Source organism: Halopseudomonas bauzanensis, from assembly GCF_900114735.1.
Classification (GTDB): domain Bacteria; phylum Pseudomonadota; class Gammaproteobacteria; order Pseudomonadales; family Pseudomonadaceae; genus Halopseudomonas; species Halopseudomonas bauzanensis.
Genome location: NZ_FOUA01000005.1, coordinates 149,327 through 175,781, shown reverse-complemented (window position 1 = coordinate 175,781; position 26,455 = coordinate 149,327). Strand labels below are relative to the sequence as shown.

The 26,455-nt window shown below is 62.3% G+C and carries 21 protein-coding genes; 6 read left to right on the top strand and 15 right to left on the bottom strand.

What is annotated here, in order from left to right:
• Positions 1-31: 31 nt before the first annotated feature.
• From glgX to glgA, 6 genes are read right to left on the bottom strand one after another with little or no spacing between them, the layout of a single operon-like run.
• Complete coding sequence (gene glgX / locus BM267_RS12110; RefSeq protein WP_074780367.1) at positions 32-2,197, bottom strand: glycogen debranching protein GlgX; 2,166 nt, start codon at positions 2,195-2,197, stop codon at positions 32-34.
• A 6-nt stretch (positions 2,198-2,203) separates the two neighbouring features.
• Positions 2,204-2,545 (bottom strand): DUF2934 domain-containing protein, encoded by a 342-nt coding sequence (locus BM267_RS12105; protein WP_074780370.1) that lies wholly within the window; start codon positions 2,543-2,545, stop codon positions 2,204-2,206.
• Positions 2,542-5,313, bottom strand: a complete 2,772-nt coding sequence (gene treY / locus BM267_RS12100) for a malto-oligosyltrehalose synthase (RefSeq protein WP_074780373.1) — start codon at positions 5,311-5,313, stop codon at positions 2,542-2,544. Before treY ends, BM267_RS12105 begins: the two co-directional genes overlap by 4 nt.
• Complete coding sequence (gene malQ, locus BM267_RS12095; RefSeq protein WP_074780375.1) at positions 5,306-7,378, bottom strand: 4-alpha-glucanotransferase; 2,073 nt, start codon at positions 7,376-7,378, stop codon at positions 5,306-5,308. Before malQ ends, treY begins: the two co-directional genes overlap by 8 nt.
• Entirely contained in the window at positions 7,375-9,138 is a 1,764-nt protein-coding gene (gene treZ, locus BM267_RS12090; protein WP_074780377.1) for a malto-oligosyltrehalose trehalohydrolase, read from the bottom strand. Before treZ ends, malQ begins: the two co-directional genes overlap by 4 nt.
• Complete coding sequence (gene glgA, locus BM267_RS12085) at positions 9,126-10,673, bottom strand: glycogen synthase GlgA (RefSeq protein WP_407920282.1); 1,548 nt, start codon at positions 10,671-10,673, stop codon at positions 9,126-9,128. Before glgA ends, treZ begins: the two co-directional genes overlap by 13 nt.
• A 410-nt stretch (positions 10,674-11,083) precedes the next feature.
• On the opposite strand from glgA, the gene BM267_RS12080 reads away from it, so the two are divergent.
• Entirely contained in the window at positions 11,084-11,581 is a 498-nt protein-coding gene (locus BM267_RS12080; RefSeq protein WP_036990562.1) for a CinA family protein, read from the top strand.
• 5 nt (positions 11,582-11,586) lie between these two features.
• Here the strand turns inward: BM267_RS12080 and BM267_RS12075 are convergent, their stop codons facing one another.
• On the bottom strand, positions 11,587-11,994 hold the full coding sequence (locus tag BM267_RS12075; protein ID WP_074780382.1) for a hypothetical protein: 408 nt from the start codon (positions 11,992-11,994) through the stop codon (positions 11,587-11,589).
• Positions 11,995-12,228: 234 nt separating this feature from the next.
• Between BM267_RS12075 and BM267_RS12070 the strand changes: the two genes are divergently transcribed.
• Positions 12,229-12,393, top strand: coding sequence for a con-10 family general stress protein (locus BM267_RS12070; RefSeq protein ID WP_036990560.1), 165 nt, complete (start codon positions 12,229-12,231; stop codon positions 12,391-12,393).
• Between the two features lie 150 nt (positions 12,394-12,543).
• Positions 12,544-13,245: an FKBP-type peptidyl-prolyl cis-trans isomerase gene (locus BM267_RS12065; RefSeq protein ID WP_074780385.1), complete on the top strand. Its 702-nt coding sequence runs from the start codon at positions 12,544-12,546 to the stop codon at positions 13,243-13,245.
• A 495-nt stretch (positions 13,246-13,740) separates the two neighbouring features.
• Here BM267_RS12065 and BM267_RS12060 read toward each other — a convergent pair whose 3' ends face one another.
• Positions 13,741-15,861 (bottom strand): carboxy terminal-processing peptidase, encoded by a 2,121-nt coding sequence (locus BM267_RS12060; protein ID WP_074780389.1) that lies wholly within the window; start codon positions 15,859-15,861, stop codon positions 13,741-13,743.
• Positions 15,862-15,963: 102 nt separating this feature from the next.
• Between BM267_RS12060 and BM267_RS12055 the strand changes: the two genes are divergently transcribed.
• Positions 15,964-16,920 carry an NAD(P)H-quinone oxidoreductase gene (locus BM267_RS12055; protein ID WP_074780392.1) on the top strand — a complete coding sequence of 319 codons (957 nt, stop codon included), beginning with the start codon at positions 15,964-15,966 and terminating at the stop codon, positions 16,918-16,920.
• 94 nt (positions 16,921-17,014) lie between these two features.
• Here the strand turns inward: BM267_RS12055 and BM267_RS12050 are convergent, their stop codons facing one another.
• The 5 genes from BM267_RS12050 to minC form a co-directional block, all read right to left on the bottom strand.
• A complete protein-coding gene (locus BM267_RS12050; protein WP_074780395.1) occupies positions 17,015-18,307 on the bottom strand; it encodes a M18 family aminopeptidase in 1,293 nt (430 codons plus the stop codon).
• Positions 18,308-18,322: 15 nt separating this feature from the next.
• Complete coding sequence (locus tag BM267_RS12045; RefSeq protein ID WP_074780398.1) at positions 18,323-18,958, bottom strand: RluA family pseudouridine synthase; 636 nt, start codon at positions 18,956-18,958, stop codon at positions 18,323-18,325.
• 39 nt (positions 18,959-18,997) lie between these two features.
• On the bottom strand, positions 18,998-19,255 hold the full coding sequence (gene minE, locus BM267_RS12040) for a cell division topological specificity factor MinE (protein WP_036990554.1): 258 nt from the start codon (positions 19,253-19,255) through the stop codon (positions 18,998-19,000).
• A gap of 1 nt (position 19,256) precedes the next feature.
• Positions 19,257-20,063: a septum site-determining protein MinD gene (gene minD / locus BM267_RS12035; RefSeq protein ID WP_036990553.1), complete on the bottom strand. Its 807-nt coding sequence runs from the start codon at positions 20,061-20,063 to the stop codon at positions 19,257-19,259.
• A 148-nt stretch (positions 20,064-20,211) separates the two neighbouring features.
• A complete protein-coding gene (gene minC, locus BM267_RS12030; RefSeq protein WP_074780400.1) occupies positions 20,212-20,976 on the bottom strand; it encodes a septum site-determining protein MinC in 765 nt (254 codons plus the stop codon).
• Positions 20,977-21,136: 160 nt separating this feature from the next.
• Between minC and BM267_RS12025 the strand changes: the two genes are divergently transcribed.
• Together BM267_RS12025 and BM267_RS12020 are read left to right on the top strand one after the other, a co-directional pair.
• Positions 21,137-22,099: a lipid A biosynthesis lauroyl acyltransferase gene (locus BM267_RS12025; RefSeq protein ID WP_074780403.1), complete on the top strand. Its 963-nt coding sequence runs from the start codon at positions 21,137-21,139 to the stop codon at positions 22,097-22,099.
• A complete protein-coding gene (locus BM267_RS12020) occupies positions 22,099-23,301 on the top strand; it encodes a patatin-like phospholipase family protein (protein ID WP_074780406.1) in 1,203 nt (400 codons plus the stop codon). Before BM267_RS12025 ends, BM267_RS12020 begins: the two co-directional genes overlap by 1 nt.
• A 102-nt stretch (positions 23,302-23,403) precedes the next feature.
• Here the strand turns inward: BM267_RS12020 and rapA are convergent, their stop codons facing one another.
• Both rapA and BM267_RS16930 read right to left on the bottom strand, forming a co-directional pair.
• Complete coding sequence (gene rapA, locus BM267_RS12015; RefSeq protein ID WP_074780410.1) at positions 23,404-26,247, bottom strand: RNA polymerase-associated protein RapA; 2,844 nt, start codon at positions 26,245-26,247, stop codon at positions 23,404-23,406.
• A gap of 54 nt (positions 26,248-26,301) precedes the next feature.
• Entirely contained in the window at positions 26,302-26,427 is a 126-nt protein-coding gene (locus BM267_RS16930) for a hypothetical protein (protein ID WP_268873971.1), read from the bottom strand.
• Between the last annotated feature and the right edge of the window lie 28 nt (positions 26,428-26,455).

Genomic DNA, 26,455 nt, shown 5'->3' with positions numbered 1-26,455 from the left:
GTTCAGCCTTTCTGCGAAGCGGCAAAACAGATCAGGCGCTGTCCTCCCGTTCCAGAACGAACAGCAGCAACGAATGGCCGGTCATCAAGAACTCGCTTTTGAACTCATGAACCTCGCGTTTGCGCAGCGTCGGGCGGTGGGTGTCGATCAGGCAGCGCCAGCAATTGCCCTCGGCCACCTCGGGCAGGCAGAAATTGACCACGTCATGGTGCGCGTTGAACAGCAACAGCAGGGTGGCATCATCACCGCTGCGGCGGATGCCGGTGGGCTGCGCTCGCCCGTCGAGTAGCATGCCAAGGGCGCGCGCATGCGGGTCCTGCCATTGCTCATCGGTCATTTCATCACCGCTGGGGCAGAGCCAGGTGACATCCTTGACGCCGAGTTCCTCGTTGTATTCGCCAACCAGAAAGCGCCCGCGGCGCAGGGTGGGATAGGCGCGGCGCAGGGCGATCAGGCGGCGGGTGAATTCGAGTAATTGGACGCCATTCTCATCGATATTCCAGTCGATCCAACCCAGCTCATTGTCCTGGCAGTAGACGTTGTTGTTGCCCTGCTGGGTTCGGCTGAACTCGTCGCCGGCCAGCAACATCGGCGTGCCCTGGGACAGCAGCAGGGTGCTGAGCAGATTGCGCATCTGGCGCATGCGCAGTGCATTGATCTCGGCATCGTCGGTGGGACCTTCGCAGCCGTGATTACGCGAAATGTTGTGGTCGCTGCCGTCCTGGTTGTCTTCGCCGTTGGCTTCGTTGTGTTTTTGCTCGTAACTGACCACGTCGCGCAGGGTGAAGCCGTCGTGGGCGGTGATGAAATTGACCGACGCATAGGGGCGTCGGCCACGTTGGTTGTAATAATCTCCGGAGGCGGTGAGCCGGCTGGCCAACTCGGCGATCTGGCCTTCCTCACCCATCCAGAATGCCCGGGCGGTATCGCGGAAACGGTCGTTCCATTCCACCCAGCCCGGCGGAAACCCGCCCACCTGATAACCGCCCGGGCCGCAATCCCAGGGTTCGGCGATCAGTTTGCACTGGCTCAGTACCGGGTCCTGGCGGCAGGCCACCAGGAAGCCGTGACGCTCGTCGAAGCCATGGGCATGGCGCGCCAGAATGGTCGCCAAGTCGAAACGGAAGCCATCCACCTGCATTTCCTCGGCCCAGTACCGCAGGGAGTCGGTGACCATCTGCAGTACGCAGGGGTGGCCCAGATCCAGGGTGTTGCCGGTACCCGAATCATTGATGTAGTAGCGTTTCTCGTCCGGCATCAGCCGATAGTAGGTGGCATTGTCGATGCCGCGCATGGACAGCGTCGGCCCCAGCTCATTGCCTTCGGCGGTGTGGTTGTACACCACGTCCATGATCACCTCCAGTCCGGCATCGTGCAGGTGGGCGACCATTTCCTTGAACTCGTTGATATGGCCCGTAGCCAGATAGGCCGGGTGCGGGGCGAAGAAGGCGATACTGTTATAGCCCCAGTAGTTGCTCAACTGCTTGTCCAGCAGGTGCTGGTCATTGACGAAAGCGTGCACCGGCAGCAGTTCGACACTGGTGACTCCCAACGAGCGGATATGCCTGAGCAGCTCCGGATGCATCAATCCGGCGAACGTGCCGCGGACCGATTCAGGCACCGCCGGATGGGTCATGCTGATACCCCGTACATGGGCTTCATAAATAATGGTCTGGTTCCAGGGCGTATATCGATGGGTATGCCGGCCCCAGGTGAAGGCCGGGTCGATCACCCTGGCTTTGGGAATATGGGCGGCGCTGTCGCGATCATCGAAGCTGAGATCCGCATCCGCGGAGCCGAGGGTGTAGCCGAACAACCGATCCGACCACTTGAGTTCTCCCACCAGCTGTTTGGCATAGGGGTCGATCAGCAGTTTATTGGGATTGAAGCGATGCCCGGCATCCGGCTCGTAGGGACCGTATACCCGATAGCCATAGACCATGCCGGGATGGGCATCGGGCAGATAGCCGTGCCAGATCTCATTGGTGTACTCCGGAAGCTCGATGCGCTCCAGCTCCCGCTTGCCTTCATTGTCGAAGAGGCACAGCTCGACCTTGGTGGCATGGGCCGAGAACAGGGCGAAATTTACACCCAGGCCGTCCCAGGTGGCGCCCAGGGGAAAGGGCTGGCCCTCGGCGACGCGGGATTTCTGCTGGATCTGGGGTGGCGATTGCGGCCCCGTTTTTTTCGCGGTCATGATGATCTACTCTTTGCTTCGGCCCGGTGAAGTCTTGCCGGTCTTGCTGCTTTTGCCGGTGCTGGCTGCGGGCTGGCGGGGCGTACGGGCGGGTTTTTTAGCGCTGGCAGGCTTGCCCAGCAGGGCGGGTTTTTCCAGTTGGGTTTCATCCTCAGGCGGCAACTGCGCTGCCGCCTTGCTCCGTGGCTTGCGGGTCTTGGCTGGTTTGGGCTGTAGATCACCCTGCTGTTCGCTCCGCAACAGCTTGCAGGCCATTTCCCAGTGACGGTCAGTCTGGCCTTCGGGTTTGCCCTCGCTTTCCCAGATCTGGTAGGCCAACTCGCGGATACGCTGTTCATCATTGCTCATGGTGTGGATTCCTCATGTTGGGTGTTCACAAGAAGGTTCACCGGGACGGCATCGAGCAGGTCGCTCAGCGGTACGGCAGGTCCGCTGGCGACGGTTTCTCCGGTCAGGGCGCTGGTCAGGTAGGTAGCAGGCAGATCGATCAGGGTGTCATCCCAGCGTTGGGCCGGAATCAGAGGTATATCGCTGTCACCAAGCAGGGGCGCGGCGAGGCGTGGGACGATGCAGATTGCCAGTTGATCCCCAAGCTGCCGGCGGAAGGCGATCAGCCGATCGGCATGGCGGCCATGTAAGGTGAGAGGCTGATAAGCGCCATGCCGAAACAGGCCGGGCAAACGGCGTCGGCAGTCCAGTACCCGGGCGATCAGCCATTGCTTGATTCGTCCGTCGCGCCAGTCCTGCAGCAGTTGCGTGGGGCTGTCGTTGGCGGCCAGGCAGCGTTCGCGGAAGGGGTAGTCGACGGGCCGGCGGTTATCCGGATCGACCAGGCTGAAGTCCCAGAGCTCGCAGCCTTGGTACAGATCGGGCACGCCTGGTGTGGTCATGCGCAGCAGGCACTGGCTGAGGCTGTTCAGCGCCCCGTTGCAGGCGGTCAGCTCGACGGCGTGGGCCAGCGCTCGGCGCAGTTCGATGGCCTCGCGGCTGCCCATCAGACGCTGGAGAAAGCCATGGCAGGCATCTTCATAGGCGCTGTTCGGCGCCGTCCAGCTGCTGCGCAACTTGGCTTCGCGCAGGGCCTTGCGCTGCCAGGCCAGCACCCGTTCGGCGAAGGCCGCGCAGCCGCTGTCGTCATCGGCGCTCAGGCTCAGTGGCCAACTGCTGAACAGGGTCTGGTAGAGCATCAGCTCGTCGGCCGGAGCGGGGGCCGGCTGGCCATCGACCACGGAAATCAGCGGCTCTGCCAGGTTGTGCCAGAAGTGCACCTGAATACCAAACCAGGGGGCGTGCTCACTGACCACCGCGAGTCTGGCGCGGGCGTCCTCGCCACGCTTGTGATCATGGGTGGCGGTGGCCAGCAGCCCTTGCGGGAAGTGTTCGGCCTGGTCAATGCACTGGGCATGGAACCAGTCCGGGTCGGCACTGAAACGCTGCGGGTCGAAGCCCACATCATTGCGTGAGAGCAGGATGGCCGAGCGGTAACAGGCGGTATCCTCAACCGCTTTGGCGGCCACCGGAGAGGTCAATTGGTGAAAGCGGGCCAGCAGTCGGCGCTGGAAGCGGCGTTTGGCCCCGGGCGGGCTGGCATGCAGCGGTTCGCCCCCCAGCCAGTGATTGATCTGCTCCAGAGTTGCCCAGTCATTGCTACCCAGCTCGGCCCGGGCACCGAGCAGTGCCTGATCGAGGAACCGGCGGTCCTGACCGGAGCGTCCGCAAACACTCGTATAGGTGCGGTAGACCGGATAATGCACGATCAATGCGCGCAATGCGCGGCGGATGGCGCCCAAGGTGATATCCCGGGTGGCCAGGCTGCAGCGAGCCAGGCGTAGCAGGGCCTGGCAGAGCGTCTCAAAGTCGGCCGCCAGGGAATTGCTCAACACCAGGCGCCGGGCGTCGCGGATTTCTTCGGTGAAATCGGTACTGCGGCCGGTCAGGCTGTTCCAGAGGTCCGCCAGATCGGCCTGGCCGTTGGGGTCATGCTGCAAGAGCGACACCCGGTTCATGAAATCGTAGCCGGTGGTGCCATCCACCATCCAGTCCGTCGGCAGTTGCTCGCCCGCCGCCAGGATCTTTTCCACGTGGATGGGGAAATGCCCTTGGCGGTCACCCACCAGCCGGTCAACGCGACGGCGCAAACGGCGGCAGTAGGTGCGCGGATTGGCCAGCCCGTCGATATGGTCAATGCGCAAGCCGTCGATAAGCCCGGCCTCGACCAGTTCGAGTATCTTGCGGTGCGTGGCCTCGAACACTGCGGGTTGCTCGGCGCGCAGGCTGATCAGTTCATTGACATCGAAGAACCGGCGCCAGTTGATATCGTCATTGGCGGTGCGCCAGCTGGCCAGGCGGTAGTGCTGGCGTTCCAGCAGATGATGCAGTCGCAGGCAACCTTCGGCGGTATCGGGTTCGAAGCGTCGCAGCGCGTGCTCTATATCCTGCCGGGTGTCGCCGGTGGCGGCGGCCGCCAACTCCTGGCATATCCGGGCGCCGAGGGCATGGGCCGAGAACTCATCCTCCAGTGCTGCGCAGCGATCGGCGATGCGGGTCAGAGCGACATTGCCGGTCGGCGTCAGGATATCCACATAACTGGCCACGGCCAGTGGCAGGCGGTGATCGAAGTGGGTGACGAAGAAGCTACCGGACGTGGCATCGAAGGTAAGGCGCAGCTCGCCGGCCTTGAGTACGTCCAGATAGTCGCTGCGCAGAATGGGCAGCAGCAGGCGGTCGCGCATGAACGGGTCTTGGGAGCGCCAGGTGATGTCGAAGAAGCCGGCATAGGGGCTGGCCGCCCCCCATTGCAATACGTCCTGCCACCAGGGGTTGGCATTATCCACGGCCATGTGGTTGGGCACGATATCCATGATCAGCCCCATGCTGCGCTGGTGCAGCGCATCGGCCAGGCGGCGCAGGGCGTCTTCGCCACCGAGCTCCGGATTGACTTGGGTCGGGTCGATCACGTCGTAGCCATGCAGCGAGCCGGGGCGAGCGGTGAGCAGAGGGGAGGCATAGATATGGCTGATGCCCAGGCGGGAGAAGTAATCGACCAGCGCCAGTGCATCATCCAGAGTGAAGCCGGCATGAAATTGCAGGCGCAGGGTGGCACGCAGTTCAACCATCGAAGCTCTTCCTTTCACGGTTCAGGCGCGCGTTGTGCAGCCGTTCTAGCCGGCGTATGGCCTGCGGCGCGTCAAGCATCTGCGCGGCGCTCTGTGACCAGCGCCGGCGCCAGTTGGGGTGGGTATCGCCCGGGCCGGGCAGGTTGGGTTGTTCGGTGGCGCCGAGCAGGTCTTCCAGGGGCACCAGCACCAGGGGGGCTGGCGTGGACCCGAGGAAGCCGATGCTGGCATCCAGCTGCGTCTGCGGGTCTTTTCCTCCCTGGGTCAGCCCCTCCCGTTGCAAGGCCTGATGCAAAACATGGACTTCCTCGGTGCGCTGCCGGCGATCCTGTTCGGCCTGCTCGGCGCTGCTCTGGCCAACATGTTCGCGCCAGGCGATGTCACGGCCCGACTGCCAGCCGGCCAGTGACGGCAGATCATGGGTGGTGGTGGTGGCCAGCGCGGCATTGCTCCATTGCTCCGGGGCGGGCAGCTCGCCGTCCTGTTGTTCGAACAGCAATACCCGCATGCCGAGGATGTTGTGGCGGGCGAGGGTATCCTGCAGCCCTTCGGGCACCGTGCCCAGGTCTTCGCCGATGATCAGGGCGCGGTGGCGCCAGGATTCCAGAGCCAGCAGGCGCAGGAAGTCGTCCAGGGGGTAATTGAGATAGGCTCCGTCCTGGGCGTCAGCGCCCTCGGGGATGATCCACAGTCGCTGCAATCCCATGATGTGGTCGATGCGCATGCCGCCGGCATGCTGCAGATTGGCCCGCAGCATTTCAATGAAGGCTCGGTAGCCGCTGCGCTTCAGGCCGAGGGGAGAGAACGCGGCCACGCCCCAGTTCTGGCCGTCGCGATTGAGCAGGTCCGGCGGCGCGCCGATGCTGACCTGATTCAACAGCTCCGTCTGGTGCGCCCAACCGAAACTGCCGCTGATATCGGCGCCAATAGCCATGTCGGCAATCAGGCCGATGGCCATGCCGGCTTCACGGCAGCGGCGCTGTACCTGCGCCAGGCAACGATCGATCAGCCATTGGCTGAAAGCGTGGAATTCCAGCTCTGCGGCCTGCTCCCGGGCAAACGCTTCCACCTGGGGCGAGGCGGGATCGCGCAGCGGCTCGGGCCAGGCTCGCCAGTCGCCGCTGCGGCCCTGTTCCAGAGCTTGTTGTTGCAGTGCTTCATGCCGGCAATGGTATTCGAGACGCTGACCACCGGCCTGGCGGAAATCATTGAAGTCCTCCTGCAAACGGGTGGGCGCGCTGGCAAAATCGGCATGCAGCTGGCGCAGCAAGCGCAGGCGCAGGGTAGACACGGCTGGCCAGTCGATCAGCTCCAGCTGCTCCAGTTCATCCAGTTCGTCCTGCAGGCCAAGGCGGGCGATGGCCTGTTCGACAGCTTCGCTGCCGAGTACCTGAGCCGGTGCGGCATGCAGGATGTTGAACAGGGAGCGGCTGGATGGAGAATACGGACTGTATTGTTCGGGGCGGGCACTGAACATGGCATGTAGCGGGCTGATCGCCAGAGCATCGGCGCCCTTGTCGGCGGCGGCTGCGGCCAGCTCAGCCAGGGCCGCGGTATCGCCCAGCCCGCCATCATCTGGCCGGCGCAGGGAATATACCTGGGCGGCAATGCCCCAGATGTACCTCCGGTCGCCGGTCAGTTGGGGGACCGACAGGGCTGCCGGGGGTGTGCAAGCCAGAATCCATTGCCGTTCGCCACCGCGCAGTTGGTGATAGCCGCAGGGTAGAGCTGGCAGGCAGCCGCGTGCGTCCACCTGCAGGCTCTGTCGCTGGCCGTCCTCCATGACGAGCTCGCAACGGCTGCCCGCAGTCAGGCGGCATTGCAGGTCGATGGGTTGTTCGGCATCACAGAACAGCAGTGGGCCGTTGTCCGCTTCCTTTCTGAGTTGTTTCGCGCGTTTGAGACTGGCGCTGATCTGGTCGGAATCCTTCGCCGGCAGGCCAAGGGCAGCCAGCACGGCGCGCAAAGGCGCCTCGCCAATGCTGGCGGGCTCGCCGTGGGCGTCGGTCCAATCGCAGCTGACTCCGGCTTCCCGGGCCAATTCACGTAACGCCGCGGGGATCATGTGGCTTGGTCCAGAATCGCCCTTGAGCTGTAACCCGGCAATATGGTCGGGTCTTTGGACAGGCTGGCGCGATAATCATGAATGATCCGGGTGCCGGGATCCGGAGCGGTCACCGGTACCGAACTACCCGACAGATTCAGGTCGATGCGTAACCGGCTGCCGTCGCCCAGCCGCCAGCAGGCGGAGACGGCTTTTTCGCCGGTAATGGTAGTGCCATCGGACAGGGTGCCGGGCAGGCGTGGCACGATGTGCGCATGGCGCAGGCGCAACAGGCTGCGGTAATAGGCCAGCCAGTCATCCTGCAGGGTTGGGTTGCCGCCGGTGCGATCAGGCACCGAGGTGATATAGGTGCTGTGCGAGTTGGGATCGGGAATGCGCTGTCGGATCATCTCATCGGCGAAGGCGGTAAAATCCGCGAACTCGTTGCGACGCCCCTCGCGTACCGCCTTGCCCAGCTCTTCGTCATGGTCGGTGAAAAACAGGAAGGGTTGCTCGCAGCCCCATTCCTCGCCCATGAACAGCAGCGGGATCATCGGGCACAGCAGTACCAGTCCCAGCGCTGCCTTGACCGCACGGTGATCGGCCAGGGTAATGAGACGTTCGCCGAAGGCGCGATTGCCGACCTGGTCATGGTTCTGCAGGAACAGGATGAAGGCGGTGGGGGGCAGATGCCCGCTGGGTTCGCCTCGGCTGCTGCCAGTACGGGTGGTTTCACCCTGGTAGATGAAGCCTTCCTTCAGACAGCGTGCCAGCTTGATGGTGGCGTCATCGGCAAAGTCCCGGTAGTAACTCTCGTTCTCGCCGGTGAGCAGCACATGCAGGGCATGGTGGCCATCGTCATTCCACTGGGCATCGAAACCCTCGGTCAGCAGGCTGGCCTGGTTATGTTCGTTTTCCAGCATCAAATGCACATGGCGTTCCGGGGGCACGGCGCTGCGCACCCGGCGGGCCAGGTTGGTGAGAAAATCCATGTCGTTGATGGCATGCACGGCGTCCAGGCGCAGGCCGTCGACGCGGTAATCGAGGACCCACATCAGCGCGTTCTCACAGAAGAAATCGCAAACCTGGCTGTTGCGAAAGTCGATGGCCGGCCCCCACGGCGTGTCGATATCCTCGCGGAAGAAGCTCCTGGCATATTTCCCCAGGTAATTGCCGTGCGGCCCGAAATGGTTGTAGACCACGTCCATGAACACCATCAGACCACTGGCATGGGCGGCATCGATCAGTCGCCGGAGATCATCCGGTGTGCCGCAGCTGGATTGCGGAGCAAAGGGAAACACGCCGTCATAGCCCCAATTCTGCTTGCCAGGGCACTCGTTGACCGGCATCAGCTCAATGGCGGTGATGCCCAGGTCGAGCAGCTCCGGGAGTCTGGCCTGGATGCCGGCGAACCCGCCGAAGGCCCCGGGATGCAGCTCATAGATGACGGTTTCATGCCAGGGGCGGCCTTGCCACTCGTTGATCTGCCAGGCGAAGGCGTCCGGGTCCAGCACGCAACTCGGGCCATCGACGCCCTGGGGCTGATGGCGCGACGCCGGGTCCGGCACCGACAGCTGGCCATTGATCAGAAAACGGTAGGCGGTGCCGGGCCCGCAATTGACGCGGGCGCTGTACCAGCCGCTGGCCTGGTGATGCAGCGTATGCACGCTGCCATCCCCAAGCTTGACCGCGACGGTATCGGCATCGGGGGCCCACAGCGAGAAGCAGGTGGCGCCATCGCTTTGCACGGTGGCGCCGTGCAGGCGGGTTATTTCGAACATGCGCGTGATCTCCTGCCGGGCAAGGCAAAAGAATCATAGGTATGCTCAATCAGTCTGCGATAGAGACGGTCGTAAGGGCGCACCGACTGGTGCCAGTAGAGCGGCGCGGCCATGGCTTTGCACCGCATGGCATTGAGCAGGACCGGGTGGCGATGGACATTCAGCGCACGGCGGATTGCCTGCAGGTAATGCTCCAGGGTGGGCTCGCGGAACAGGAAACCGGACACGCCATCCTCGATGGTATCGGCCAGGCCACCGGTACGGCGCGCAATGGGCAGCGAGCCGTAACACTGGGCATAGATCTGGCTGAGACCGCAGGGCTCATAGCGTGAGGGCATGAGCAGAAAGTCGCTGCCGGCGATGATGCGGCGGGCTTCGGTTTCACAGAAATTCAGGTTTGCCCCGATCCGCCCAGGATGTCGCTGGGCCAGTGCCTGTACCCGCTGCTCCAGCTCGCGCTCGCCCTGGCCAATGATGGCGATGCGCCCGCCATGGGCGACGATCATTTCGGCCGCGGCGATGGTCAGGTCGACACCTTTCTGGTGCACCAGCCGCGACACCACGGCAAACAGCGGTCCGTCTTCCCGGGCAAAGCCGAAGGATTGCTCCACGTAGCGGGTATTGGCCTGCTTGCCCACCCAGTCGTTGGGCGAAAAGCCCTGGATCAGGCGCGGGTCGGTCTTTGGTTGCCAGCTGGTATCGATGCCGTTGACGATACCGGTCAGCAGGCCTTCGTCAGCCTTGCGCCTGAGCAGCCCCTCCAGCCCGCAACCAAAGGCTGGGGAAGTGATTTCGTGAGCATAGGTGCGGCTGACGGTAGTGATCCGCGATGCATAGTTGATGCCGGCCTTGAGGAAGGACAGCTTGCCGTAGTATTCCATGCCCTCGGTACGCAAGGCTTCTTCCGGCAGGCCGAGTTCGACCCGGCACTCGACCGGGCACAGGCCCTGATAGGCAAGGTTGTGAATGGTGAAGATGCAGGGCGTCTGCTGCCCGCGCCAGGCCATGTAGGCGGGTGTCAGGCCGGATGGCCAGTCATTGGCATGCACCAGGTCCGGACGCCAGTCGCGTATACCCAGACCATCGGCGATCTTGCTGGCGGCCAGGGCCAGCCGGGCGAAGCGGATATGGTTGTCGGGCCAGTCGATACCCTCGGCGTCGCCATAAGGGTTGCCTTCCCGGTAATAGAGTTCCTGGCAGATCACCACATGCACGATGAGGCCGTCATCCATGGTCATCTGGCCAATCAGGCAGGGCGGAATGGCGGCATGGCCAGGCAACTTGCCTACTACTCGCAGCGGTCGCCCGCTATTGATGACCTGCCGGTAACCCGGGATGAGTACCCGTACCGAATGATGTTGGTTCAGGGCGCGGGGCAGGGCAGCTGACACATCGCCCAACCCGCCGACCTTGACGAGGTCGGTGATCTCGGAAGTAACGAAAAGTATGTTGTGGCCGGTTTCAGCAGGCGGTGTGGGGCGTAATTGAACCCCCTTTGATGCGCGTGATGCGCCCTTGAATAGCTCATCCGGCATGACCGCCGCTGCAGCATTTCCCATGACACCCTCCTAATCGTTAACTGATTTCTGGGAGAGCGTTGGTGTGTTAAGGATGTCTGAGGTAAACGATCACGCTGCGCCGAAATCGAGCCCGGAGATGCAGGGGTGGTCTGTCGTGACCACAGGGTCTTCCCGTCATCCGGTGTCGTTATGCCAGGCCAGCTGCGCTTTCCAGGACTCCTTATTCACACAGACGCTTTTGCCGGCACCCCCGCCGTAACAGATCAGAAGACTTGTTATCCATCCCTCAAAATAGTGACCGGTTGGTTTTGCAGAAGTTTAGACTTTTTTTGCCGCTGATCCTGCGGTTGGAAGGGGAACTGAACCGCTCTGTTGTCGACTCTAAATACGTATCGTAAAACGACCGCAGCAGACCGGAGCCAGCCATGCAGAACCTGCAACAGGTAGTGGATTTTCTCAAAGGCAATAACCTCATTCTGGCGACGGCCGAGTCATGTACGGCCGGGCTCATGGCGTCGTTGGTGGCGGACATATCCGGCAGTGGGGCGGTCATGGAGTGCGGCTATGTGGTCTATGCCGTGCGCGCCAAGCGCGAGATGCTGAGTGTGAGTCTGGAAACCATCGATCGCTTCGGACTCACCAGCGAAGAGGTGGCGCGGGAGATGGCACTAGGTGCCTTGCAGCGCTGCGGTGCGGGCGTCACCCTGGCCAACACCGGGCTGGCGGAGGCAGAAGGTCCGATGGATGGGGTGGTGTGCTTCGCCTGCGCCATGATCATTGGTGGCGAGCAGCGTGTTCTCAGTGAAACCTGCAAATTCGATGGTGAACGCAACGCAGTACGCGAGCAGGCTGCTCGTCACGCCCTGCTGGCATTGGACAGGTATGTCAATGACCTGCGCAACCCCGCCATGACGCAGGGTTGAAGCCCTCACCAGAAACCTGCCGGGTGGCGCGCAGAGACCGCCGGCAGGGTCAGTGCGAAGCCGTCCCGGAACAGGCTGGCCAGCTGGGTATCGATGACCATGGCATTGATCGAATCAATTCCACCGTCGAGCGCCTGGGTGGTGCCATCGGCGACGAAATACAGCACGTGATGTACGCATTGGCGTGCGGTATCGGCCTCAATGCGGTAGTGGCTGGCGTAGGGCTGATCGGTCGTCCTCACTTCCAGACAGAGTTCAGGTGGGCTGCCCGCCGTGTGCGCCATGGCATCGAGGCCAGCCTGGCGGGCATTCAACGCCGCTTGCTCAAAGAGCGGTGCGGCTCGGGCCAGTAGTGTTTCGCCATAGCGACGCAGGAACAGCTCGGTGGACAGCGGCGTAGCGGGGTCGGACATGGGGTATCTCCATGGTGGCCTGGCAGGGTTGTAAGAAGTTGGACCGGGAAATGGGTCGGGAGTTGTGACGGTTGGGATCGCGTGTTTCGTCGCTGGCAGAAAGGGGGCGATGCGGATGGGGGAACACCGTCCGCCTGGTGATTGGAAAATAAGGCGAACCTACGGGCCGGGGAGCCCTCCAACGACATAGGTGCAGCGCACCTGTATTTATAACCCTAACTGGAGGCCAGTCACATGACTCAACGTAAAGGTGGTAAAGGCAATTTTGCCGAAAATCCGCAACGTGCATCGGAAGCCGGCAGAAAGGGCGGTCAAGCCAGCGGTGGCAATTTCAAGAACAATCCGCAACGTGCTGCGGAAGCAGGACGCAAGGGTGGCCAGCAGAGCCGGCGCACCTGAGCGGTGTTGTGTTGAAGCGGGGGCTCCGGCCCCCGTTTTCTTTGGGCGGATGAAAAAATCAGCCCAATCTGGGCGGTAGCCGGACCAGGACTGCGCTGTTATGCTTCTTGCTTTATTTTCGCCCCGAGTGGGCAAGTCGAAGAGGTAAGCATGAAGCGGAATCTGCTGGCAGCCAGTGTTGCACTCAGCGTTATCACTTTGGTGGGTTGCAGTGAAAAGGAACCCGAACTCACCACGTCCATTCAGCAGGCGTCCTATGGCATCGGTCTGAACATGGGTCAGAGCCTGCTGCAGGATGGCCTGGAGGACATCGACACCCAGGCGCTCGCGCTGGGCATGGAAGATGCTCTGGCCGGGACCGAAGCCCGGGTCGGCGAGGAGGAACTGATGGCTGCCTTCGCCGAGTTGCAATCGCAAGCCGAAGAGCGTGCCACCAATCTGAGTACCGAGCAGCTCGAATCCAACACCAGCTTCCTGGCGGAGAATGCCAAGCGCGAAGGGGTGATCACCACGGAGTCGGGCCTGCAGTATGAAGTGATCGAATCCGGCGCAGCCGACGGTGCTCAGCCGCAGGCCAGCGATGTGGTCTCGGTCCACTACGAAGGCAAGCTCACCGATGGTACCGTGTTCGACAGCTCCATCAGCCGTGGCGAGCCGGTCGATCTGCCGGTCAGCGGTGTTATTCCGGGTTGGGTCGAGGCACTGCAGCTGATGCGGGTCGGCGACAAGTGGAAGGTCACCATTCCCAGCGATCTGGCCTACGGTCCCGGCAGCCCCAGCCCGGTGATTCCGCCGAACTCCATTCTGGTTTTCGAAATGGAACTGTTGGGCATCCAGCAAGACGCCGAGTAAGTCATAGGGTAACACCTGCCGAGGCCCGGAACAGAGATTGCGGGCCTCGGAGTGTTACCGTTATGCACATTCCACCGGTAACAGGCAAGCGACAATTTGCCTCCTTCCAGCATCTTTAACTGCTCCCGCAAGTACCTGTTTTTCAAGGTTTTTGTGGTTGGTTAAAAAACGTCCAGAGTGAGTCGAGGCGCATCTAACCGGGCATTTGCCCGCTTTGCTCAAGCCTTGTTCACAGACTTATCCACAGTAACTGTGGGTAACCTCGAATAAGCAGGTCCTTAGCTGCGCCGAGCTGCCTTGGCACACCCCTTTCTTTTCAGTTCTACCTGGAGCTGCCCGTTCAACTAGATGAACATGCGCTCGGGCAGAGGCTGAGTGTGGTTGGGGATGGAGCTATATGGTGGGGCCCTATGTCAGCTGCCTTGCCCGGCGGGGAGCCGGGTAAGGCAGCTGAATGACCAGTCAGCGAGATGGCAGGAATATAAACGCGTTCCCTTAGCTGGCGCTGGCGACCTGTCGCTTGAGTTCCAGCAGATCAATCAGGATATGGCCGGTTTCCGCCAGGAAGGGATCGTTCTCATCGGTGCTCTCTTCCTCGGCCATCGGCGAGGGAATACCGGTGCCGTCCATCAGCGGATCTTCCTTGTCCAGCGCAGCCAGAGGCTCTTCGCCCAGCGCCTTGCGTCGGGTGTTTTCCATGGCCAGCAACTTGTCCTCGAACTCCTTCTGTTCGGTCCGGCGACGCTCTTCGTTCAGCGGCAGGTACTCGCGCTCCTGCATGGCGCGGTTCAGCTCGATGCGCGCCAGCGTATAAGCGAACTCAGGGTCATTGGCGGCCCGTGCCTTGTGTTTGTCGGTCAGCAGCGGAATGAACTGTTCCAGCCGGCTGTCGGCCTGGTAACGGGCTGCGGGAATGGTGTCCCAGGGTAGGGCGCGGGGCAGGCTGCTTTCGCCGATCTCCACGGTATCCAGCAGCGACGGGTAAGTAATGTCTGGCACCACGCCGCGATTCTGGGTGCTCTGGCCGGAGACCCGATAGAACTTGGCCAGGGTGAATTTCAGCTCGCCGTGATTCAGCGGCTGGATCGACTGTACCGTACCCTTGCCGAAGGTCGGTTCACCAATCACCAGCGCCCGCCCGTAATCCTGCATGGCGCCGGCGAAGATCTCCGACGCTGAAGCCGACAGCCGGTTGACGATGACTGCCATCGGCCCGCCGTAGGTGATACCGGCTTCGGGGTCGTCCAGCACCTGCACGTCGCCTTTGCTGTCACGTACCAGTACGGTTGGCCCCTTATCGATGAACAGGCCGGTCAGCTCGGTGGCTTCCTGCAGGGAGCCACCACCATTGTTGCGCAGGTCGAGCACGATGCCGTCGACTTCCTGTTCCTGCAGGTCGCTGAGCAGATGGCGCACATCGCGAGTGGTACTGCGGTAGTCCGGGTCGCCGCGTCGGTAGGCCTTGAAATCGATATAGAAACCGGGGACCTCGATCACGCCGATGCGGTAATCGTTACCCTGTTCGTTGAATTCCAGTACCGACGACTTGGCGGCCTGATCTTCGAGTTTCACCGCCTCGCGGACCAGGGCCACTTCGCGACTGGTCATGTCACTGGGCGGGTTGCTGGCGGGAATCACTTCCAGGCGTACCGAGGAGCCTTTCGGGCCGCGGATCAGCTTGACCACCTCGTCCAGGCGCCAACCAACCACATCGACCATTTCACCCTGGTCCTGGGCAACACCGATGATGCGGTCGGCGGGGGCGAGCTGCTTGCTCTTCTCCGCAGGGCCGGCCGGCACCAGGCGAACGATCTTGGTATGGTCGTTGTCGCTCTGCAGGACCGCACCGATACCTTCCAGCGACAGGCTCATGTTGATGTCGAAATTTTCCGCATTGTCCGGAGACAGATACTGGGTATGCGGATCGTAGACCTGGGCCAGGGCATTGATGTAGTTCTGGAAGATGTCTTCGCTGCGAGTCTGGTACAGGCGTTTCTGAGCATTGAGATAACGCTTCTCCAGGAGCTCCTGAATGGAGTCCTGCTCGCGTCCGGCCAGTTTCAGGCGCAGCACTTCATCTTTGATCTGCTGCCGCCAGAGCACATGGAGTGCCTGTTGATCAGCAGGCCATTCGGCCTTCTCGCGGTCAATCAGGATGTTCTGGTCGCTGCTGAAATCCAGCTGGCCAATACCTTCGCGCAGCAATTGCAGGGCGTAGACCATACGCTGGTCGGCGCGCTGGATCTGCCGGGTATGCATGGCGAAACCGACGCTCAAATCACCGACCAGCAGTAGGTCGTCGAGCTTGTGGCGGTACTCTTCGAATGTGCTGATGTCGGCAGCGGTGAACAAGCTGCGCTGGGGGTCGAGCTGGCGCAGATAAGTGTCGAAGATCTCGCTGGACAGGGCGTCGTCCAGACTGATGCGGTTGTAGTGGTGACGGCGCAGCAGCTCAACGGTATTGAGGCTGGCAATCATCTGCTCGCGGGTCGGTTGCAGACTCTCCAGATCGAATATCGGCATTGCGCTGTCGGCTGTTTCTGCGGCGAAAGCGCTGGTGCCAAGGCTGAGCAGAGCAATCAGGCAGGATTTGCGCAAGATGTTGGAAACTGTCATCAAAGGTATCGTGTCCGGAGAGGTGAGGATATGCTTTAGTGCTCGACAGGGGCCCTAGGGTTCCCTTTTCAAACCGATTCGACTGATAACTATGGGGGCACCGTGAGAGGATTGCAAGCTGAAGCCGGGGTACTGAGCTGGCGTACGGAGGCGGCTGTAGCGCTGGCGCCGGGGCAGGTTCGGGTGCGTATTCGGGCCGCGGGAATCAATCGCGCGGACCTGTTGCAGAAGGCCGGAAACTACCCGCCGCCGCCCGGCGCTACGGACATTCTGGGCCTGGAATGTGCCGGTGAGGTGGTCGAGATCTGTGGCGATAGCCGCTGGTCCGTGGGCGACCGGGTCTGTGCCCTGTTGGCCGGTGGTGGCATGGCCGATGAGGTGGTGATCGACGGACGGCATCTGCTGCCGGTTCCCCAGGGTATGGGCTGGGAAGATGCGGCCGCGATTCCCGAGGTGTTCAGTACTGCCTGGTTGAACGTATTCGAGTTGGGCGCGGCGCAACCCGGTGAGAAGGTGCTGATCCACGCCGGCGCCAGTGGCGTGGGCACCGCCGCCATTCAGTTATGCAAGGCCTTCGGCAACCCCTGCTGGGTCACCCTGGGTAGCCAGGAAAAACTGGATATCTGCAAGGCACTGGGCGCCCAGGGCGGCGTGCTGCGCCATGAAGGCATCAGCGGGCTCAAGGCAGATGGGCCGTTTGATGTGGTCTTGGACCCGGTGGGTGCCAATTACGCCTCGGATCATCTCGATCTGCTGGCGCTGGACGGTCGCTGGGTGATGATTGGTCTGATGGGTGGACGCCAGGCTGAGCTGGATCTGGCCAAGGTGCTGGTCAAGCGCCTGCAGCTCACCGGCTCGACCCTGCGTACCCGCAGCGCCGACTTCAAGGCCGGATTGCTGGCGCGGATGGAAGAGCGTCTGTGGCCGTTGTTCGAGACGGGGCAATTGAAGCCGTTGGTGGCCAAGACTTATTCGTTCGAGCAGGCTGAGGAAGCCTTTGCCGAGCTGGCCAGGGATCAGATTGTTGGCAAGATCGTGTTGGTGAACGGGCAAGCCTAGCGCCGCACCCAGACGCCATGCTCCCGAGGGGCGTGGTGTTGGGAGGGTCGAGGAATTCGGCCCTCCCACATTAAAGGCGCAAATAAAGTGGATGTTATACCTGCTCGCAATCCATAAACGCGGTCAGCACCTTCTGCAAATACGCTACATCCCTGACCCCCGCCAGTTCGCGAATCGAATGCATGGCGAAGGTCGGTGCGCCGATATCCACGGTGCGCACACCGAGGCGGCTGGAGGTGATCGGGCCGATGGTGCTGCCACAGCCCATGTCGCTGCGTACCACGAAGCTCTGCATCGGAACATCCACCTGCTGGCACAGGTGGCGGAACAGGGCAGCGGTTTCGCTGGTAGTGGCGTAGCGCTGGTTGCTGTTGATCTTGATCACCGGGCCGGCGTTGAGTTGCGGGCCGTGGTTGCCGTCGTGGCGGTCGGCGTAATTGGGGTGGATGGCGTGGGCGTTGTCCGCCGAGACCAGTACCGAGCGCTGGATAGTGCGGATGCGCTCGCTTTCATCCGGCAGCAACCGTGCCAGTACATCTTCCAGGAACGGCCCATCGGCACCGCAGGCGGAACTGGAGCCCACCTCTTCATGGTCAGTGCAGACCAGCAGGCAGGCCTGCTTGCCATCACTGCGCAACAGGGCTTCGAGGCCGGCGTGACAGGACAATAGATTATCCAGGCGTGCAGCGGCCAGGAAATCGCCGTCCAGCCCGATCACCCCCGGGGGCTGGGTGTCATAGAAGCTGAGCTCGTAATCCAGCACCTGCAATGGCTCCCGCTCGGGATATTGCTGGGTCAGTTCATTGGCGAGCAGGGCACGCAGATCGCGATTGGGTTCGATGCCATGGGCCAGTACCGGCGGCAGATCGGTCTGCGCATTGACCGCGAAACCGCCGTTGACGTCCCGGTTCAGGTGAATCGCCAGGTTGGGGATGACAGCGATGGGGCGCTGGAAGTCGAGCAGCAGATTATGCAGTTGGCCGCCACTATCCCGGCAAGTCACCCGGCCGGCCAGCGACAGGTCACGGTCGAACCACGGCGCCAGCAGCGCACCGCCATAGACTTCTACGCCCAATTGCCACAAGCCGTGGCGAGTCAACTCCGGCTGCGGCTTGACCCGCAGACAGGGGCTGTCAGTGTGCGCGCCGATCATTCTGATGCCGTTGCGCAGGGCATTGGACTGCCCCAGGCTGAAGGCGATCAGCGATGACTGGTTGCGCAGCACGAAATAGCGCCCGCCGTCGGCCAGCGTCCATTCATCCCGTTCATCCAGTTCCTGATAACCGGCAGCTTGCAGGCGCTCGGCCAGGCTGCGGGCGGCATGAAAAGGGGTGGGAGAAGACTGGATGAAGTCCGCGAGGGACTGACTGGCATTATCGGGCGTCATGGATACTCCTGTACGTCAGAATGGGGCAGGGCAATCGAAGGTCAGGCGCTCGCCACTCTGCGGATGATTTATTTCCAGGCGGGCCGCGTGCAGTGCCAGGCGCGGGCAGGCAGCCAATGCCGCCTCATGGGCATACAAACGATCGCCCAACAGCGGATGGCCGATGCTCAGCATGTGCACCCGCAGCTGGTGCGAGCGACCGGTGATGGGCGTCAGTTCCACCCGGCAATGCTCGGCATGGCGCTCCAGTACTCGCCAAAAGGTCTGCGCCGGCTTGCCCTGCTCATGGTCGACGATGTGCCGTGGCTTGTTGGGCGGATCATAGCGCAAAGGCAGGTCGATGTGCCCGGCGTCCGCTTCGGGCTGGCCCCAGCACAGGGCGATATAGGTCTTGCCGGTCTCGCGATCCTGGAACTGACGCGACAGTTCGCGGTGGCTGTCCGGGTCGCGGGCAATCACCAGGATACCGGAGGTTTCCCAGTCCAGTCGGTGCACGATGCGGGCTTCGGGGTAGCCGTTTTCCTGCAGGCGGGTGATCAGGCAGTCCTTGTTATCTTCGGCGCGGCCGGGGACGGACAACAGCAGGGTAGGTTTGTTGACGATCAGAAAAGCCGGATCCTCATGGAGGATACCGATATGGGTCAGGGGCATGGGGTAACCACGGTGCCGCCTGGCGGCGGCACCTGTCTGTTAGCGTTCGGGCAGGGTGATGTTGAGTTCCAGGATCGAGCAGTCATCCTGGTTATCCAGAGCGACATGCACCTGATCACGGTCGATCGGTACGTACTTGCTGATCACGTCGATGATTTCCTGCTGCAGCTGCGGCAGGTAATCGGGTTGACTGCGCTGGCCACGCTCATGGGCAACGATGATCTGCAGGCGCTCCTTGGCCATGGAGGCGGGGGAGTCCTGCTTCTTCTTACGACTGAAGTAATCAAAAAGACTCATCTCATCCTCCGAACAGGCGCTTGAGCAGCCCTTTCTTCTGGGCTTCGAGGAAGCGGTGGGGCACTTCCTTGCCAAGCAGACGTTCGACGGCATCGCTGTAGGCCTGCCCGGCATCGCTCTTGTCATCCATGATCACCGGGATACCCTGGTTGGACGCCTTGAGTACGGCCTGGGATTCGGGAATCACCCCCAACAGCGGGATCGACAGAATGTCCTCGACATCGCTGACCGAGAGCATTTCGCCATTCTCGACACGCTCCGGGCTGTAGCGGGTCAGCAGCAAGTGTTCCTTGATCTTTTCGCCCTGTTCGGAGCGGCGCGACTTGCTCGACAGCAGGCCGAGCATGCGGTCGGAGTCGCGCACGGAAGAGACTTCCGGGTTGGTCACGACAATGGCCTCATCGGCGAAGTACATCGCCAGGTGGGCGCCTTTCTCGATGCCGGCAGGGGAATCGCAGACGATGAAATCGAAGGTTTCCTTGAGCTGGTCGAGCACACCCTGCACCCCTTCCTGGGTCAGTGCGTCCTTGTCCCGGGTCTGGGAAGCAGGAAGGATGTACAGATTGTCGGAGCGCTTGTCCTTGATCAGCGTCTGATTGAGGTTCGAGTCGCCGTTGATCAGGTTGACGAAGTCATAGACTACGCGACGCTCGCAACCCATGATCAGGTCGAGGTTACGCAAACCTACGTCGAAATCGACGATGACTGTCTTGTATCCACGCAGAGCGAGTCCGGTACCGATGGCAGCGCTGGTAGTGGTTTTACCAACGCCCCCCTTGCCTGAGGTAATGACTAGGATCTTTGCCAAAATGACCTTCCTGACTGATCTTGAATTTGATTGTTAGGGTGCACCGGACAACCGGTGTTGCGTGCCATGTGTCCCGGCCTGCCTGGGACGCTCGCGATCGGCGTTGAGCCACGGCTCATGGGCGCCCCGAATGGCTGAACAGTATCTGTCAAAGGGCTGCTATCTTCAAGATGTCACCTTCGAGTGATATCTGTACCGCCTCTTTCCATTGTTGCCGCCGCAGGTCCTCGGCCACCTTGTATTGCCCTGCCACTGATACCAGTTCGGCCTCCAGCGACTGGCAGAAAATGCGTGCCCTGGTGTCGCCTCTTACTCCCGCCAGGGCTCTGCCACGCAGCGGGCCATAGACGTGGATGTGCCCATCGGCAAGCAGCTCCGAGCCGGCACTGACCGGTGCCAGCACGACAAGGTCGCCGCCGCGGGCATAGACCTGCTGCCCGGAGCGCACCGGCTCGGTTATCACCCGGGTCGGCGTGGTATCTGCCGGCTGAGGTGCGGACACCGAAGCGACCTCCGCTTGTTGGGCAACAGGTTGCGGCGCAGGTTCCGGCGCTTCGATTATTTTGTCACGGTTGCGTCCCGGAGGCAGCAGCACCAGGCTGGCCTGCTGCGCGAGCGGGCGAAACTGTTCGGCACCGCGCAGGGCTACCGGTTGCAGGCCATGATCCCGACAGATCCGCAGCAGCGCGATCAGCCCGGAGATATCCAGGTTATCGTCCAGTTTTTCCAGACTGATCAACACCGGCGTGTCCTGGAAGAAATTCGGCGCCTGTTCGACCTTCTCCGCCAGCTGTATGGCGAAGCGTTGTGGGGCCAGGTGAACCAGCTCCAACACTGTCATGGTCAGCATGCCGCCCTTCAGTTGGAAAACAGGGTCGGTATCGAGCAGGTCCAGATTTGTTTCAGAAGTCATGGCAGATCCATAGAGCGTTTGGTGGGCACACTTATATAGCCTGACATGTCCGACGGCAAGCCGAAACCGGTAACGGATCAGCCCGGCGCTTTGAGCCTGCGGTTTCCCATCTGGCAGGCGGCTTGGGTAGAATGGCTTTTTTTCAAACTATGGTTGTCTGATGACTCGTCCCGGTTTCAAAGCGGCATTGTTGCATCCACGTTATTGGCCCATGTGGCTTGGGCTGGGCCTGTTGTGGCTGGTGATCCACCTGCCGTTTGCCGTATTGCTGAAGCTGGGGCGCCTGCTCGGCTGGGGCATGTATCATCTGATGCGTGAGCGTCGGGAAATCGCCCGCATCAACCTGGAACTGTGCTTTCCGCAGTGGAGCGCGGAACAGCGTAACCGGGTGCTGCGCGAGAACTTCGCATCCAACGGCATCGCCCTGTTCGAGATGGCCATCGCCTGGTGGTGGCCGCCGCGGCGATTGGCGAAGCTGGCGCAGATCGAGGGGTTGGAGCATCTGCAGCAGGCCGCTGCGGCCGGGCAGGGCGTGGTGCTGATGTCGCTGCATTTCACCACCCTGGAAATCGGTGCGGCATTGCTCGGCCAGCGGGCGACGATCGACGGGATGTACCGCGAGCACCGCAACGCCGCCTTCGATTATGTCCAGCGGCGCGGGCGCGAGCGGCACAATGCCGATGCCATCGCCGTGGAGCGCGAGGATGTGCGCAGCATGCTCAAGTCGCTGCGCAAGGGTCGGGGGATCTGGTATGCACCGGATCAGGATTACGGTCGCAAGGCCAGTGTGTTCGTACCGCTGTTCGGTATTCCGGCCGCGACCGTCACCGCCACTGCTACCTTCGCCCGGCTGGGCAAGGCTCGGGTGGTGCCTTTTACCCAGACCCGGCTGCCCGGGGCCCAGGGCTATCGGCTGACCGTGCATCCGCCGCTGGCGAACTTCCCTCAGGGTGATGAAGAAGCCGATGCGCTGCGCATCAATCAATGGGTGGAGCAGGAGATTCTGCGCCAGCCCGAGCAGTACATGTGGGTGCACCGACGCTTCAAGACCCGCCCGGAAGGCGAAGCGCGCCCCTATCCCAAGCGTCAGCGCAGGCGGCGCAAGCGCAAGAGTGGCAACTGATGCTGCAGGCCGGACCGGGCAGGGATGATTGTCTGGCGCTGATCCTTTCCGGCGGCGGTGCCCGGGCGGCCTATCAGGTCGGCGTGATGGCAGCGATTGCCGAGCTGACGCCGCAGCACACGCCGAACCCGTTCCCGATCATCTGCGGTACCTCGGCCGGGGCAATCAACGCCCTGGCGTTGGCGACCCATGCCGGTAATCTGCACTCGGCAGTAGAGAGCATGTTGGAGGTCTGGTCGGAGTTTCGCAGTCATCATGTGATGCGGACCGACTGGCCGGGATTGCTGGCACAGGCCTGGCGCTGGAGCCGTACCAACCTGCTCGGCAGCGCTGCCGGAGAGGCGACTACCGCGCTGCTGGACAATCGGCCGCTGCGGCGCCTGCTGGAGGCGCGCATGCGTTTCGGCTGCATCGAAGAGGCGTTGCAGGCGGGCCAGTTGCGGGCAATTTCAGTCAGCGCCTTCGATTACCGCAGCTCGCAGTCGGTGTACTTCTATCAGGGGCGTGAGCGGATCACGCCGTGGCGGCGACACCGGCGCATCGGTGTACAGACCCGGCTGGGGTTGGATCATCTGATGGCCTCCACGGCGATCCCGCTGCTGTTTCCGCCGGTCCTGCTCAACCGCGCCTGGTACGGCGATGGTGCGGTGCGCCAGCAGTCGCCATTGAGCCCGGCTCTGCATCTGGGGGCGAACAAGGTCCTCGTGATCGGCGTGACCCATCATGGTCAGACACCGGCGGCTGGTCAGCCCGGCCCGGTGCTACAGACACCGGCGCCGCCCAGCCTGGCGCAGCTGGGCGGGCATCTTCTGCACAGTACCTTTATCGATAATCTGGAAACCGATCTGGAGCAGCTGGAGCGGATGAATCGCCTGGCCGCCTACCAGCCGTTCGCCATGCGCAGCGGCGACCATGGCGTGCGGCATGTGGATGTGCTGGTGATCTCACCCAGCGAGCCAGTGGACCTGATTGCCGCCCGCCACCGGGCCGCATTGCCGGCCGGGCTGCGCCTGTTCCTGCGCGGCAGTGGCGCGACCCGCTCCTCAGGCAGTGACCTGTTGAGTTATCTGCTGTTCGAGGCGGAATACTGCAATGAGTTGATCGCCCTGGGGCGCCGCGATGCGCTGGCGCAGGCGGATGATCTGCGGCGGTTTCTGGGGTTTGCGGAGACCGGAGCAGGCACGACGCACGGCCAGCTGTAGACGCCCCGAGGCGGGAGTGGTGTTGGTGGGAGCGGCTCTGGCCGCGAAGCTTTTCCGCCAGCCTGCTCGCGGGCACGGCCCGCTCCCACATATTGTGGACGGTTAGCCCACTACCAGAATGCGCAGCGCATCCAATCGGATTTTCGCTTGGTGCAGGACTTCCACGCCGCGTTGACGCTGTTGCTCGAGGGCGTCGATCTCGCTCTGGCGCACCAGCGGGTTGACCTGCTGCAGCGCCTTGAGGCGATTGATCTCCTCGTCCAGGTCGGTAGTGAAGCGGGTCGAGGCCTGTTCCACCAGCTCGGCATGCTGCATATCGGCGAGCGCCTCGGCGCGATCCAGCAGGCGTTCGACCTCGTCGCGCTGGGTCTTGGCAATCTTGCTGGCCAGGTGCTTGGGCAAGCCGTCGATCTGCGCTTCCAGGGTTTCGAAGGCAACCTTGGATGCCAGGTCATTGCCACTGATATCCAGCAGGCAGCGTACCGGGGTCGGTGGCAGGTAGCGCTGCAGTTGCAGCGCGCGCGGACCAATCGCTTCACTGACGAACAGACATTCCAGCAGCATGGTGCCGGGTTTCAAGGCCTTGTTCTTCAGCAGCGCTACCGAGCTGTTGCCCATGCTTCCGGACAGCACCAGATCCATGCCGCCCTGCAGCATGGGATGTTCCCAGGTGATGAACTGCATGTCCTCGCGAGACAGCGCAGTGTCGCGATCATAGGTAATGGTCACGCCTTCGTCGTCACCCAGCGGGAAGCCGGCATCAAGCATGCGCTCGCCGGGGCGCAACACCAGAGCGTTGTCCGAGTGGTCTTCACTGTCGATACCGAACACGTCGAACAGCCGTTCCATGTAGATCGGCAGCTGGATATCCCGGTCCTGCTTCTCAATGGTGTCGATCAGGCGCTGGGCCTCGCCGGTATGACCGCGCGAATGCAACTCCAGCAGGCGGTCGCGGCCGTTGTGCAGTTCCGCTTCGAGTGCGGCGCGTGCTTGCTGTGCGCTGGTGATCAGCGCCTGCCATTGCTCGTCCTGCGGTTGTTCCAGCTGTTGCTGGAGCGCTGCGCCGTATTCCTGCTGGAGCGCGTTGCCAGTCGGGCAGGTGGCACGGAAGGCGTTGAGCGCCTGATCGTACCACTGGAACAGCCGCTGCTGGGCGGTGCCTTCCAGATAGGGCACATGCAGTTGAATGATATTCTTCTGGCCGATCCGATCGAGGCGACCGATGCGCTGTTCCAGCAGATCGGGGTGCGCCGGCAGGTCGAACATGACCAGATGATGGGCGAACTGGAAGTTGCGCCCCTCGCTGCCGATTTCCGAGCAGATCATTACCTGGGCGCCGAATTCCTCGTCGGCAAAGAAGGCGGCGGCGCGGTCGCGCTCGATGATGCTCATGCCCTGGTGGAACACGGTGGCGGGGATGCCGCTGCGGATACGCAGGGCATCGTTCACGTCCAGCGCCGTTTCGGCGTGGGCGCAGATCACCAGTACCTTGGCATGCTTGAGCATCTTCAGGGTATCGATCAGCCAGTCGACACGGGGGTCGTCCTGCCACCAGGCGGTTTCCGCCGGCTCGAACTCATCCTGCAGGCCGACTTCCGGATACAGCGTGTCGCACCCGGCAAGATCCTGGTAGAGCGCCGGGCAGGGCAGCGGATAGGCGTGCAACTCGCGCTCGGGGAAGCCGCTGATCACCGCACGGGTGTTGCGGTACAGCACGCGGCCGGTGCCGTGACGGTCGAGCAGTTGGCGGACCAGGCTGCGGCGCGCCTCGGCTGCGGCCTCTCCACCGGCCTGCACTGCATCGAGCAGGGACTCGGCGCTGTCGCCCAGCCATTGGCTGATGACCTGACGGTTGGTCGCGGCCAGTTCCTCGGTATCCAGTAACTGTTGCACGGCTTCGGCTACCGGCTGATAACGGGCAGTTTCGTCGCGGAAGGCCTGCAGGTCGTGGAAACGGTCCGGATCAAGCAGACGCAGGCGGGCAAAGTGGCTGGCCTGGCCGAGCTGTTCCGGGGTGGCGGTCAACAACAGTACGGCGGGGACCTGGCCGGCCAGTTGCTCCACCAGGTTGTATTCGGCGCTGGCCGCCTCTTCATGCCAGACCAGGTGGTGGGCTTCGTCCACTACCAGCAGATCCCAGTCGCTGGCCTGCAGCCATTGAGCGGCCTTGTCGTCTTCCAGCAGGAATTCCAGTGACACCAGGGCCAGCTGTTCTTCCTCGAAGGGGTTTTCTTCGGCGCCCGCACAGCGGTCGCTGTTGAACAGGGCGAAACGCAGGTTGAAGCGGCGCAGCATCTCGACCAGCCACTGATGCTGCAGGTTCTCCGGCACCACGATCAGCACCCGGCGCACCCGGCCAGTCTGGATCTGGCGATGAATGACCAAGCCGGCCTCGATGGTCTTGCCCAGGCCTACTTCGTCGGCCAGCAGTACGCGTGGGGCGACGCGGTCGGCAACATCCCGGGCGATATGCAGCTGATGAGCGATCGGCTGGGTGCGAACCCCGGCCAGGCCCAGCAGTGGCGAGCGCTGGATGCGGCAATAATGGCGCAGGCTCTCATAGCGCAGGCCGAACCAGGGCAGGGGGTCGATCTGGCTGGCGAACAGGCGGTCGCTGGCCAGCCGGAACTGAATGAAGTTGTCCAGCATGGTTTCGGCGAATTCGGCGCTGCTGCCGTCGTCGCGCAATCCGCGATAATGCAACAGGCCGTCTTTCTCGGTCACGTCGCTGACCGTCAGGCTCCAACCCTCATGGTGGGTGATGCTGTCGCCGGGGCTGAATCGCACACGGGTCAGCGGAGCATTGCGCATGGCATAGTGGCGGGTCTCGCCGCTGGCAGTGAAGAGCATGACTACCAACCGGCCATCCTGTGATAACACCGTACCCAGTCCCAGTTCCGATTCGCTGTCACTGACCCAGCGTTGCCCCGGGGTAAATACTGTCATGCCTCACTCCTGCCCATGCGTAAAGGGCGCATATGGTACCCGATACCGGAGTGCTCACAAACCGTTGATGGCATGGTTTATTTCCGTACCGATCAGCGTCGGGCTGATAGCAGAAATATCGTTCTGTGATGTGCTGCGCATTGCATGCAGTAAAAAACCGCCTTTGACGGCCGATAACATCAGTACCATCCTTGGTATGTACGACACG

Excerpts from the sequence above, each read along its gene's own strand:
- glgX (WP_074780367.1), bottom strand. The coding sequence starts at position 2,197 with ATGACCGCGAAAAAAACGGGGCCGCAATCGCCACCCCAGATCCAGCAG.
- BM267_RS12105 (WP_074780370.1), bottom strand. The coding sequence starts at position 2,545 with ATGAGCAATGATGAACAGCGTATCCGCGAGTTGGCCTACCAGATCTGG.
- treY (WP_074780373.1), bottom strand. The coding sequence starts at position 5,313 with ATGGTTGAACTGCGTGCCACCCTGCGCCTGCAATTTCATGCCGGCTTC.
- malQ (WP_074780375.1), bottom strand. The coding sequence starts at position 7,378 with ATGATCCCCGCGGCGTTACGTGAATTGGCCCGGGAAGCCGGAGTCAGC.
- treZ (WP_074780377.1), bottom strand. The coding sequence starts at position 9,138 with ATGTTCGAAATAACCCGCCTGCACGGCGCCACCGTGCAAAGCGATGGC.
- glgA (WP_407920282.1), bottom strand. The coding sequence starts at position 10,673 with ATGCCGGATGAGCTATTCAAGGGCGCATCACGCGCATCAAAGGGGGTT.
- BM267_RS12080 (WP_036990562.1), top strand. The coding sequence starts at position 11,084 with ATGCAGAACCTGCAACAGGTAGTGGATTTTCTCAAAGGCAATAACCTC.
- BM267_RS12075 (WP_074780382.1), bottom strand. The coding sequence starts at position 11,994 with ATGTCCGACCCCGCTACGCCGCTGTCCACCGAGCTGTTCCTGCGTCGC.
- BM267_RS12070 (WP_036990560.1), top strand. The coding sequence starts at position 12,229 with ATGACTCAACGTAAAGGTGGTAAAGGCAATTTTGCCGAAAATCCGCAA.
- BM267_RS12065 (WP_074780385.1), top strand. The coding sequence starts at position 12,544 with ATGAAGCGGAATCTGCTGGCAGCCAGTGTTGCACTCAGCGTTATCACT.
- BM267_RS12060 (WP_074780389.1), bottom strand. The coding sequence starts at position 15,861 with ATGACAGTTTCCAACATCTTGCGCAAATCCTGCCTGATTGCTCTGCTC.
- BM267_RS12050 (WP_074780395.1), bottom strand. The coding sequence starts at position 18,307 with ATGACGCCCGATAATGCCAGTCAGTCCCTCGCGGACTTCATCCAGTCT.
- BM267_RS12045 (WP_074780398.1), bottom strand. The coding sequence starts at position 18,958 with ATGCCCCTGACCCATATCGGTATCCTCCATGAGGATCCGGCTTTTCTG.
- minE (WP_036990554.1), bottom strand. The coding sequence starts at position 19,255 with ATGAGTCTTTTTGATTACTTCAGTCGTAAGAAGAAGCAGGACTCCCCC.
- minC (WP_074780400.1), bottom strand. The coding sequence starts at position 20,976 with ATGACTTCTGAAACAAATCTGGACCTGCTCGATACCGACCCTGTTTTC.
- BM267_RS12025 (WP_074780403.1), top strand. The coding sequence starts at position 21,137 with ATGACTCGTCCCGGTTTCAAAGCGGCATTGTTGCATCCACGTTATTGG.
- BM267_RS12020 (WP_074780406.1), top strand. The coding sequence starts at position 22,099 with ATGCTGCAGGCCGGACCGGGCAGGGATGATTGTCTGGCGCTGATCCTT.
- rapA (WP_074780410.1), bottom strand. The coding sequence starts at position 26,247 with ATGACAGTATTTACCCCGGGGCAACGCTGGGTCAGTGACAGCGAATCG.
- BM267_RS16930 (WP_268873971.1), bottom strand. The coding sequence starts at position 26,427 with ATGTTATCGGCCGTCAAAGGCGGTTTTTTACTGCATGCAATGCGCAGC.